At 45.5% G+C, this 12,068-nt stretch carries 9 protein-coding genes; 4 read left to right on the top strand and 5 right to left on the bottom strand.

Annotation, left to right across the window (positions count from 1 at the left end):
- Positions 1-99: 99 nt before the first annotated feature.
- The 4 genes from cobA to nirB form a co-directional block, all read right to left on the bottom strand.
- Entirely contained in the window at positions 100-921 is an 822-nt protein-coding gene (gene cobA / locus L4D76_RS01245) for a uroporphyrinogen-III C-methyltransferase (protein ID WP_428439115.1), read from the bottom strand.
- A gap of 140 nt (positions 922-1,061) precedes the next feature.
- Positions 1,062-1,916, bottom strand: a complete 855-nt coding sequence (locus L4D76_RS01240; protein WP_428439114.1) for a formate/nitrite transporter family protein — start codon at positions 1,914-1,916, stop codon at positions 1,062-1,064.
- Positions 1,917-2,101: 185 nt separating this feature from the next.
- The gene (nirD, locus tag L4D76_RS01235) at positions 2,102-2,428 is read right to left on the bottom strand and encodes a nitrite reductase small subunit NirD (protein WP_428439113.1); all 327 of its coding nucleotides are present in this window, start codon (positions 2,426-2,428) and stop codon (positions 2,102-2,104) included.
- Positions 2,425-4,974 carry a nitrite reductase large subunit NirB gene (gene nirB, locus L4D76_RS01230; RefSeq protein WP_428439112.1) on the bottom strand — a complete coding sequence of 850 codons (2,550 nt, stop codon included), beginning with the start codon at positions 4,972-4,974 and terminating at the stop codon, positions 2,425-2,427. Before nirB ends, nirD begins: the two co-directional genes overlap by 4 nt.
- A gap of 739 nt (positions 4,975-5,713) precedes the next feature.
- Between nirB and L4D76_RS01225 the strand changes: the two genes are divergently transcribed.
- Both L4D76_RS01225 and L4D76_RS01220 read left to right on the top strand, forming a co-directional pair.
- Positions 5,714-6,892 carry an amino acid permease gene (locus L4D76_RS01225; RefSeq protein WP_428439111.1) on the top strand — a complete coding sequence of 393 codons (1,179 nt, stop codon included), beginning with the start codon at positions 5,714-5,716 and terminating at the stop codon, positions 6,890-6,892.
- 507 nt (positions 6,893-7,399) lie between these two features.
- The gene (locus tag L4D76_RS01220) at positions 7,400-8,185 is read left to right on the top strand and encodes a DUF4922 domain-containing protein (protein ID WP_428439110.1); all 786 of its coding nucleotides are present in this window, start codon (positions 7,400-7,402) and stop codon (positions 8,183-8,185) included.
- A 28-nt stretch (positions 8,186-8,213) separates the two neighbouring features.
- Here the strand turns inward: L4D76_RS01220 and L4D76_RS01215 are convergent, their stop codons facing one another.
- Positions 8,214-8,444, bottom strand: coding sequence for a GDCCVxC domain-containing (seleno)protein (locus L4D76_RS01215; RefSeq protein WP_428439109.1), 231 nt, complete (start codon positions 8,442-8,444; stop codon positions 8,214-8,216).
- A 531-nt stretch (positions 8,445-8,975) separates the two neighbouring features.
- Here L4D76_RS01215 and L4D76_RS01210 point away from each other — a divergent pair.
- Both L4D76_RS01210 and L4D76_RS01205 read left to right on the top strand, forming a co-directional pair.
- Positions 8,976-10,118, top strand: coding sequence for a DUF1254 domain-containing protein (locus L4D76_RS01210; protein WP_428439108.1), 1,143 nt, complete (start codon positions 8,976-8,978; stop codon positions 10,116-10,118).
- Positions 10,119-10,151: 33 nt separating this feature from the next.
- Positions 10,152-11,975 carry an alkyl sulfatase dimerization domain-containing protein gene (locus L4D76_RS01205; RefSeq protein ID WP_428439107.1) on the top strand — a complete coding sequence of 608 codons (1,824 nt, stop codon included), beginning with the start codon at positions 10,152-10,154 and terminating at the stop codon, positions 11,973-11,975.
- Positions 11,976-12,068: the final 93 nt, after the last annotated feature.

Below are 12,068 nucleotides of genomic sequence, written 5' to 3'. Positions count from 1 at the left end.
AGTTTTGAGAAAGCCTATAAGTTCAGTGTTTGGCGGTTTCTGGGATGACGATCTTGGCCTTTTCAATCAATCATAATTAATGAGTCGAGGTACATGAAACTAGAAATTAACCAATGCTGCTGGTGTTTCAGTCATTTCAGTATATGTTTTAATGATACTTTGCTCTGGCTTGAACCATGACAGCTTGGCGGCAAGCTGGGTAACGCTACCTATGATGATCAAAGCTGGACTTTGGGCATTTTGTGCTAGTTCAGCCAAGTTAGCTAAGTTACCTGAGAGCACGCGCTGCTCCCGACGTGTACCGTTTTCAATAATGGCACATGGCGTGTCTGCGGCTAAACCGTGTGTGATCAGCTTGTCGCTAATGTGGCCACTCTGTTTCAGTCCCATATAGAACACAAGCGTATTGTTCGATTGTGCCAGTGATGCCCACTCAATTTCTCGGCCGTCTTTTTGAACGTGACCAGTAATAAACTGAACGCTTTGTGCGTGGTCGCGATGTGTTAATGGGATACCCGCATAAGCCGTCACCCCTGCTGCCGCAGTAATGCCCGGAACAACCTCGAACTTGATTTCGTGCTTAGCCAACTCTTCCAGCTCTTCACCTCCGCGTCCGAAAATAAATGAGTCGCCGCCTTTTAGCCGAACGACACGCTTTCCGGCCTGCGCTTTATCGACCAAGATCTGATTAATCTGATCTTGCGGTACGCAGTGGAAGTCCAGCTGTTTACCGACATAAATCATCTCAGCATCTTTATTTGCCAGCGCCAGAATTTCTGATGATACCAACCGGTCGTAAACCACGACATCAGCTTGTTGGATCACGCGGTGGCCTTTGACTGTGAGCAAATCTGGATCACCCGGACCTGCACCAACAAGAGAAACAAAGCCGCTGTTTAACGATGTGTGATTGGTGGTCATAGCAACGCCTATCAATTCAAATTTGGATATAAAGAGTAGAACTCGGCAAACTATCCTAAGGAATTATTACTTTTTATAGCCAAAATAAGACAAGTTAAAAGTTGGCCCCCCACATTCTGTGCTGGGGCCAGACAAGATGATTATTTAGTGCTTAACGCTGGCTCTGCGTTAATCTCTGCATCTATTTCTACGTCAAGTGCTGGTGCCGTTTTTGCGTGAGTTAGGTATAGAGGAACACACGTAAATATAAGACCACCAACTAGGTTGCCTAAAATCGTTGGGATAAGATTCCAGTTTAACCAAGTAGCGATACCGAAATCAGCTCCTAGCATCATACCCAGTGGGAATAGGAACATGTTGACTACCGCGTGCTCAAATACTAGTGCGAAGAAGATAAAGATTGGTAGCCACATTGCTGCAATTTTGCCTGCTACAGAACGAGCTGTCATGTTACCAATAACACCTAAACAAACCATTAAGTTACAAAGAATGCCTTTAACGAACACAGTGATCCAACCATTCACACCATGTTCCGCGTAACCCACTGTGCGTGCTGTTGCGGCGCCAATGAATTTTTGACCTACTGCACCCGCTTCTACACTGAAGTTCATTGTGAATGTTAGTGCAACAAGGAAAGCAACAAGTAGAGAACCGATAAGGTTACCTAGACCAACATAACCCCAACAGCGCAGGATACGGCCCCAAGTAATGCCTTTGCGGTTTTCAAATTTAGCCAGTGGCGCAAGACCGAAAACACCTGTAAGCAGGTCGTAACCCATCAGGCTTAGAATACAGAAACCTACAGGGAAGACTAGAGCACCTACAATGCCAACACCTGTTTGTACGATTGTTGTAATAGCAACAACAACGGCTAGAGAAAGAATAATACCTGCCATCATGCCGCGTAAGATCAGGTCACGTGTAGGTGTGTGCACTTTTGCTTCGCCAGTGTCGATCATAGTCTGAACGAATTCAGCAGGTTTTACGTAAGACATAAGAATCCCTATTATCTAAAGTTAAAAATTGAAATCTTTTTGGAATAGGTAATAGTGTGAGGCTCGAGGTTCGAGACTCTAGGTTCTAGATACTCGTCACTCGCCACTCTTCTTCCTATTTCAAAAAGCAGGGAACCGACTGACTGGAGACGGAGGGTTCCCTGAATGTTATTGAAACTTTTTAATTATGCGGCAACTTGGACGTCACCATTTTCTATTTTGATCTGATAGCTTCTGATTGAGGCTTCTGCATTTTCAAGGCAGCGGCCATCTTTAAGTGCAAAGCGTTGCTTTTTCAGCGGACTGGCAACCCAAAGTTCACCTTCATGTTCGCAGATCAAGCCACGAGACAGCACATTGGAACGGGCGAATGGATCCATGTTGTCGATGGCAAACAAAGCTTCTGATGTGTCTGGACGGAAAATTGCGACTTGTTGTCCATTCACTAGTGCACAAACGCCGGTGCCTGGCATCAAGTCTTCAATAGCACAGACTGAAATCCACTGGCTCATACGGTTTCCTCCAATGAAATATTGTAAATCGGCGCTTTTTCCTCAGCCGTTGCAGGGCGGTGTTGTTCTCGTTCAGGAACGAAAACGACATTGCTGTCACGCTCTGAGGAGTTAATAAAGTGGTTGAAACGCTTCAATTGCTTATCGTCGCCGAGTGTTGTTGTCCACTCACATTGGAAACTCGCAATCAGTTTCTCCACATCGGCTTCAAGTTGAGCATTGATACCCAGTTTGTCATTGATGATTACTTCGCGAAGGTACTCAATGCCGCCTTCTAAGTTCTCAAGCCATACCGAAGTACGCTGTAACTTATCGGCAGTGCGGATGTAGAGCATCATGTAGCGGTCGATGTATTTAAGCAGGGTGGCTTTATCAAGATCAGCCGCCAGCAAATCAGCATGGCGAGGTTTCATACCGCCGTTACCACACACATACATGTTCCAGCCAGCATCGGTGGCGATAATGCCCAAGTCTTTACCTTGTGCTTCCGCACACTCGCGGGTACAGCCAGAAACACCAAACTTCATTTTGTGCGGGGTGCGAATGCCTTTGTAGCGGTTTTCAAGTTCAACACCCAGACCAACACTGTCTTGCACACCGTAGCGACACCAGGTGCTACCCACGCAGGTTTTCGCCATGCGCAGGGCTTTGGCGTAGGCTTGACCTGTTTCAAAACCAGCGGCAATCAGTTTTTCCCAAATCGCAGGCAGGTCATCTTTCTGTGCACCGAACAGACCAATGCGCTGTGCACCGGTAATTTTGGTGTAAAGGTTATAGTCGTTAGCCACTTGCGCCACGGCAAGCAATGCTGCTGGTGTGACTTCACCGCCGGCCATGCGAGGAATGACGGAATAGGTTCCATCTTTCTGCATGTTGCCCAAGAAGATGTCATTGGTATCTTGCAGCTGGGTATTGCTGCTGTTCAGAACGTAGTCGTTCCAGCTAGACGCAAGAATAGAACCGACGGTTGGTTTACACACTTCACAGCCGTAGCCTTTACCGTATTTTTTAAGAAGTTCGTCGAAAGACTTAATTTCTTCAACACGGATCAGGTGGAATAGCTCCTGGCGAGAGTATTCGAAGTGCTCACATAAATGATTTTTTACTTCGATACCGGATTTCGCTAATTCAGCATTTAATACTTGGGTAATGAGCGGCAGACAACCGCCACAGCCCGTACCAGCGCCCGTTACCGCTTTGATTTCGCCTAATGTGGTATGGCCGTCGGCAACCGCGGTTGCAATCTTGCCTTTGGTGACATCGAAGCACGAACAGATAACCGCAGAATCAGGCAGGGAATCGGCACCCATTGCCGGTTTTTCTGCGCCAGCGTGAGCCGGAAGAATCAAGGTATCAGGGTGCTTAGGCAGTTCAATATCATTGAGTTTGAGCTGAAGCAGGTTGCCGTAATCAGAGGTATCACCGACCAAGACCGCGCCGAGTAGCTTTTTACCGTCTTCAGAAACGATGATGCGCTTATACACTTCTTCGTTTTCATCAAGGTAAACGTAGCTTTTACAATTTGGCGTACGACCGTYGGCATCACCAATACTGCCCACTTTTACGCCAAGCAATTTCAGCTTCGCGCTCATGTCGGCACCTTCGAATGTGTTATCTGCACCGATCAGGTGGCTGACGGCAACTTGGGCCATTTTGTAGCCGGGTGCAACCAGGCCGTAGAACATTTCATTCCACGATGCACACTCGCCGATAGCGTAAACATCAGAATCGGATGTGGTGCAGTGATCATCAATCGCAATACCGCCACGACGACCCGTCGCAAGGCCACATTGCATCGCTAGTTTGTCTTGTGGGCGAATACCGGTAGAGAAGACGATGAAGTCGACTTCGAGCGATGTACCATCAGCGAAATGCATGGTGTTACGCGCATCCGTACCTTCAGCAATGATCTCTTTGGTATTTTTACCAGTGTGAACTTTTACGCCCAGTTTTTCGATTTTCTTCTGAAGTTGTTCGCCACCTTGTGGGTCAAGCTGTTCAGCCATCAACACAGGAGCAAACTCGATAACATGGGTTTCAACACCTAACGCTTTCAGTGCGCCAGCGGCTTCTAAACCCAATAAACCACCGCCAACGACCACGCCGCTTTTACTGCGCTTTGCGGTTGCTTCGATGGTTTTTAAATCTTCAATAGTGCGATAGACGAAACAGTCTTTGCCTTCGTTGCCCTTGATTGGCGGAACCCAAGGGTAAGAGCCTGTCGCCATGATCAGTTTGTCGTATTGAATTTCACGGCCGGAATTGGAATGGATAACTTTTTGAGCGCGGTTGATTGTGATAGCACGTTCACCAACAAGGACGTTGATACCGTGTTTTTCGTAGAAGCCTTCTTTAACTAGAGAAAGCTCTTCAGCAGTATGGTGGGAGAAGTACGAAGACAGGTGAACCCTGTCGTATGCAACGCGTGGTTCTTCACAGAAAACAGTGACTTCGTAGTTTTCCATGTCTGCTTTATCGATTAATTCTTCGATATAGCGATGGCCGACCATACCGTTACCGATAATCGCCAATCTGACTTTGCTCATAATATCCTCTTAACCAAAGGCGTTAAATCTGAAGCAATAGTAATGAGTCAGTTTGTGAATAAATATGATGTAAATCAACCACGACATCAAATACCCCTAAAGTGGTATCTTGTTGTATATCATGGACTTATGTTGATCGATTGCTTGGTGTGGTCGTGATATGAAGGAGAATTACAACAAATACGGGCAGGATTATCTCTAAATGGTATTTATTATTCGTTTGTATTTGTATAGGTAGATGTCTGCTGTTCTAAATTCCTGATAGTGTATTATTCCACCAAATCACAGTTAAAGGATTCAAAAATAAAGCTTGCGCTTTAACACGTAACTTATTACTTTGCTTATTGACCGAATACACTGTTCAGACCGGAACAGTAAAGATGACAGACGGATTGTCATCTGAAGAAACATGGACAACATCGTTTTTGGAGTACGATAAATGAACCATAGCACTCTAGTGCCGTTGCTGACCCCAACGTCGCTGCAGATTTCAACACAGAATAGATCACACGCTCACCTCAATTCTGCTTTTACTACCTCTAGCCAGTTTTATGGCTTCTTTGCTTTTTCAAGTTTTAGCACGTTTAGCTATTAATCGTCGCTGTCTTCGCCGTCTCGGGTAATTGTCTGTCTGTTTCACCGCATCAAGCTGATTGATCTCAGTATTTAAGCATGTTGTGTACACAGATAACGACGATCTCACCAGACAGATAAACAAAAGAATTTAGAGGTAAACGTTGTGAATATGAAATTAATGGGCAGTGCGCTAATTGTCGCAGGCACGGCACTGGGTGCCGGTATGTTAGCGATCCCTATGGTACTGGCGCAATTTGGCTTGTTATGGGGTACCTTGCTGATGCTGGTGATCTGGCTCGGCACGACTTATGCGGCCTTGTTGTTACTTGAAGTCAGTATCAAGTCAGGTGGCGGGCTGGGTATGAATACCATCGCCAGAAAAACATTGGGCAAAGGCGGTCAGGTTGTGACCAATGGACTGCTTTATGCGCTGCTGGTCTGCTTGCTAATGGCCTACATTATCGGTGCGGGTGATTTGGTTAAGAAAATGACCACAGGGTTAGGCCTTGAACTGAGCATGGTACAAAGCCAGATCATCTTTACACTCATTGCTGGCGTAGTTGTGGCGGCAGGTACTGCCGTCGTTGACAAGCTAAACCGTGTCCTTTTTGCGATCATGGTGGTAGTGCTTGCACTTACCTTGATGTCACTGATGCCGAGCATGTCATTCGACCACCTTTTTGAAGCAGCCAATAATGACAAAGTCGATCTGATTAAAACCAGCTCAGTATTGTTTACCAGCTTTGGTTTTATGGTCGTGATCCCATCTCTTGTGACTTACAACGGTAATGCGACACACAAACAGCTGCGTAATATGGTGGTTGCTGGCTCTGTCATACCGCTTGCCTGTTACTTGTTGTGGCTCTATGCCGTTGTTGGCAATCTAACACCTGAGCAGTTAGTGAAATTCTCGAATGTCTCTGAGTTGATCGCGGCATTAGGTGAACGCTTCAGCAGCATCCAGGTGATTTTATCGGGCTTTACCGGGTTGGCGCTATTAACCTCATTTTTGGGTGTGGCGATGGCGCTGTTCGATCAAAACGCCGATACTTTTAAGCAAAATCGTGCGGTAACTTACGTCCTGACCTTTATTCTGCCGCTGGCTGGTGCAATATGGGCAGCAGATCAATTCTTGTCAGTGTTGGGTTATGCCGGCTTTATCTTAGTGTTTCTGGCTATCTTCATTCCAATGGCAATGACTATCAAAGTACGCAGTTCTGAAAGGTTGGCACTTGTTGATCAGGAAATTGTCGCAGAGTGTTATCAGGCTGGAGGAGGCCCGTTAGCCTTAGGGTTGAGCTTCATGTTCGGTTGTTTTCTATTGGCTGCGCAACTTATCTAGTTGCCAGTGAACAATAATTGAGTAAGGCAAAATAGTCTTACAATTGATAGCAGGCGTTTATCGAAAGGTGAGCGCCTGTTTGCTATTTCCGCTACGGTAATAGTGCATGGTTGTATAGTAGTTGAACAGGTGGGAATAACAGGGGCACTCAGTTTGACCGAACTAAGAACACCCCCATTAGTGGTAAACCTTTAGATGACCGAAAAATAAAGGCTTACCTTTAAGTGATACCGTTTTCCATTGGAGTACGAACAGGAATTCGTTGGTAAACAGCAGCTCTTAACTTGCAGCGAATCATACAAACTTTCATTATTTGCTTCCACAAAACAGGGTGTTTAAATCGGTGAACATTGCGCTAAAAGTGTAAAGTAAATAATACAGTCACACTTTTCTACTATGATCCTAGCAATGAAAACTTAAGTTAGGTGATGGAACCGATGACAGGGGGAGGCACATGCATTATCGTGCTGGTAGAGTAGGTTGGGCATATCACCACAAGGAAAAATCATGTTCTGGACTAAAGCTGAACAGGTAGTCGAGCGAGCATTGGAAAATGGAAGCCTGCTGCCAATTGCAACGGAAGCTACAACCATTGTTGAAAACGGTATCGAGTTTTTAGGCCATGTCGTTACAAACAATGCGACTAAGAAGTTTACTTCAGCCAAGAAACAGGACAATCCTTTTCTTCCCTATGAAGAAGAGATGTATGTTGCCGATGCCGGGAAGGGGCATGTTTGTCTGCTCAACAAATACCCGGTGCTAAACCCGCATTTGCTTATCTGTTCTCGTGAATTTATTTCGCAAACGGCACCATTGGAATTACAGGATTTTGCTGCCTGGATAATGGGATTTGATCATGACGAAGTACTGGGGTTTTATAATGGTGGCACCATGGCCGGGGCAAGCCAGACACACCGCCACATGCAGCTGGTGAAAACAGCTATTCCTTTAGAAGATGCCATTCTCAGCCATTCTCTTCCATTTCAGCACCGTTTATACCGCTTTGACTCACTGAACAGTGAACGCCTGTATTTGTGTTACCTCGCCGGTTTGAAAGAACTGGGTTTATCAGGCATGCAGGGCTTAACCGATGAGCCGGAATGCAAACCCTATAATCTGATACTGACTAAAAAGTGGATGTTGTTAGTGCCACGGGTAACCAATAATATCCATGGCGTGTTTGCCAACGGTATTAATTACAGCGGTCGCTTTCTGGTGAAACAGCCTGAACAGCTAGCGTGGCTACAGCAATACGGCATTATGCGCTTTCTGGGGGAGTGTAGTCAGGACTGAATTGGCCTGAGAGTTAATGGCTTTGGGATTATTTACAGCAACAGCCTTTCCCTTTGATTGAAGGCTCTTGCTGTATCGGCGGGCAAGGAACCGTGCCATAAGAACAAAAGACGCAGCAATCTCCGGCTTTGGGTTTTAACAGCGTATGGCATTTTTCACATTCGTAAAACCACTGACAGGCATTGGTTGGCATGGTCTCAACCTTTTTATTACCACAGTGCGGGCACGTTAATTCAGACTCTAAAACGATATCAGCCATTATTTATTATCCTCACAATCATTGTTACCACCAATATATACCCAAGTTACCTCAAAATGCTCGTTTCAGCGAGAATTTCCAGGCGCTAAGGTCAGGCGCTGATTTGCAGATATAGCGCGCTCTACATCAAAAATCAGCAACGCAACATGAGTGCCTGGAAAACTCGCCCTTAGGGAGTGATCCAGCCAGCCCACTTCTGTGTCAAATGCGCTCGAAAGGACCAGTCATTCCTTTGCACATTTTCCTTGAATTGAACTGGCTGGTATCACTCTGAATCCTGCATCTTGAGGTCACTTGGGTATAGTAAATAAACCGCTTGTAGCACAATCAATATCGAAGCCTCTCCTGGTCTAATTAATTCCGCATTTTCGTTTTCCGTCTTCCATGATGAAGGTCGAAGTCTGGATCAATAAAATTGTTCATATTGTTCTTTGTTTACTATGGTGAATTCATTCGATGTTCTTCGTATTCAGTCTACTAGACTGTTTTGTTTATTCTTAGCGACCCTCTACCATGAGGAAAACTGCCAAAATGACAAAATTAATTATTGCGCTAACGCTTACATCTCTTTTTTGGGGCACTGCCGTTGCGGCTGAACGCCCTACAGACGCCCAGCTTCATGCTTATAAAGCGGTGCATCATGCCGAGTATATGAAGGTCACAGCGGCTGCAGCAGGCGGAACCAATAAGCTGATACACACCACGGTACTACCGACAGAAGGAACTGACCCGGTTGTGTCGCCAGCACTGGATCATCTCTATACCAAGGCGGTTATTGATGTGACCAGCGGCCCTGTGGTTCTTGAAGTGCCCGATGTACCTGAAGACAGATACTTCTCTATCCACATCACCGATCAGGAACACTATACGATTTATGATGAGGTTCGCCCGACCGGGAAATATGTATTTATTCGTAAAGGTTACAATGGTGATTTGCCGGACGGAGCCACTGTTATCGAGAGCCCCGGAGACTACCCCCATCTGTTTATTCGTGTGCAAATCAAAAACCGGGAAGATCGACCTAATTCTCTGGCCATACAGAAACAAATTAAGCTGACAGGTATCAGCAAGCCTTTGGAATTTGACAACGCAATCAAGTTTACTATCGAAACACATGATATCTACCCGCAAAATGCAGGCCTGTTAGCATCGGTTCCGGACTATAGTGATGAAGATCATCAGAAGGTGCATGATTTTGTCGGTGTGCGAGCTCAAACGATTGTCAATAATATGGGCGCTTTTGGTCCAATTGATAGCAAGGAGCCTGGCAGCAATGATCCCGAAATCCGTGCAACGGCGATTATTGGTCATCTCGGCCTGCCCGCAGAACATGCCATCTATCTCCCCTTCTTTACCAATTGCGAGCAGAAAGTATTAAACGGCGATAACGTCGAAGTGTTTACTTTCCCGTATGAGCCGAAGGGAGTTAAGGAATTTTGGTCTGTCACTCGTTACAGCGCGCTGACAAGAAATACACTGCCAGGCAAAAATGACATATTCAATGCTTACAATACCCAGCCAGATCCCAACGGCAATATCACCATCACTTTCAGTGTTGAAGAACCGAAAGATGAAACTTACTGGATGCCCGTGAATGCAGGTGAACCCTACTACTTAGTAGCACGCTACTATCAACCCAATCTTAACGCGCTACCATCAAAACCTTGCAATTAAGCTTTTAAAGCAAAGCCAACAGGGAGTGTAATAATGTTAAAATCACTTTTTACGTGTTCAATTTTATTGTTTGGTTCGCAAGTTAGCTTTGCGCTCGACACACTGCCGGATCTTAAAACTCGCGTTTATCACCAAGAAGAATACTCTGCTGGTGACAATCCCTACAAAGTAAAACGTTATGCCCCGGAATATTATGCTAACCATGCCAACCATTTTGAGGAAGGCATGACAACGCATCCGAGTGCTCCCATTTGGTCTATTACCCCCCCAAAAGCCTTTGCCACTATTCATGTTATTGATGCGCCTCAAGGGCTTATTTTAATCGATACAGGATTAAACAAAGAGCAAATGGAGCCCGTTGCACAAAAGATTAAGACCTTAAGCGACAAGCCGATTAAAGCGGTAATTTATACTCATCCACATGCTGATCATACTGGCGGAGTCGGTGCTTTTATAACACACCAACAAGCAGATAAAGGTGAAGTAGAAGTTATTGCCGATGCTACATTTATGGATGCCTATATCTCAGAAAACGCAGCGACAGGCCCGATTATGGGACAACGTGCCATATTCATGTATGGGGCGCTTTTACAGCCTGCAGACAAGGAGCAATTTACGACAGGCTGTTGCGGCCACTTCACTGCAGGCTCTACCGATTTTGTTGCGCCAACCTACACCACCGATACTGATACAGAAACACGAGATGTTTTAGGATTAGAACTTACTTTTGTTCATTCTGGCGGTGAGAATGCCGGGCACCTGATCATCTATTCTCCAAAATATAAAACAGTATTTATTGGTGATGAACTACAGGGCCCGGCAGCGCCGCAATTACACTCGCCACGAGGCACTAAATTCAGAGACACCAATGCCTGGGTTGCCGCTATTGACAAGATTCGAGCCTTAAAACCAGAACATATGCTTCCTGGGCATGGCAAAGCGGAGTATGGCAAAGAAAATGTCGATAATATTTTAGTGATCTATCGAGACTTCATGCAGTTTCAACACGATCAGGCAATACGTTTAATTAACCAGGGGAAGAATGCAGACGATCTGGCGAACGAAATTAAGATACCCGATTATTTAACTTTAGATCCGTTTACCGTTGAAACGTATGGCAATGTAAAAACCAACACACGTTCTTTCTATACCGGTTATATTTCCTGGTTTGATGGTAACGCCGCAAACCTGGATCCATTGCCACAGGCCGAAGAGGACAGAAAACTGGTTGAAGCGATGGGCGGGCGCGATAAGGTATTTAAATTATCAGAAGCCGCCTTGAAAGCGGGTGATATAAAATGGTCAGTTGCTCTTTCAGATAAACTTGTTCGTATTGATAACAACGATATGCCAGCCCGTCACCTGAAAGCAGCTGGCTTGCGCCACTTAGGGTATGCCACGATTAATTCATCTAACCGAGGATTTTATTTAACCGGCGCCGATGAGTTGGATGGTCTCATTGATATGAAGCTAGTCGCTAAGATTGGCAAAGCTGGCTTGTTCAGCCCAGAAATTGTTTCTGGAATGGCAACAAACACTTTAATGGACAACATGCGATACAGGGTTCTGCCTGATCAGGTAAAAGGCACCAATACGGGCTACTACTTTAGATTTAGCGATACTGGCGAAGAGTTTACCCTGTATTTACGCAATGGAATTCTGGAAGTAAACCAAGCCAAACTTGATCACCAGGTTTCAATCGAAACCAATCGTCTGGCCTTTAATACGCTGTTTACCAATGATGTTGCCCCTAAACTATCGGAGTTAGGCAAGGTAAAAGGTCCAAAAGAAGCGCTTAGCCGCTTTGATGATGCCATCGATTTTGCTCTCCCATCTGTCACTATGGCTGTTAAGTAATACACGAAAAAAGGGAGTCGAGCTTCAGGCTCCCTGCAATGTCCAATTGCACCTTGAACGATTGAAAGTCAGCTTATTTGATACAGTATAAGG

Origin of the sequence: Photobacterium sagamiensis, assembly GCF_050337085.1 — a bacterium.
In the GTDB taxonomy this organism is placed as follows: Bacteria; Pseudomonadota; Gammaproteobacteria; order Enterobacterales; family Vibrionaceae; genus Photobacterium; species Photobacterium sagamiensis.
Note: the sequence above shows the minus strand (reverse complement) of the source record. Positions and strands in the feature narration are given on the sequence as shown.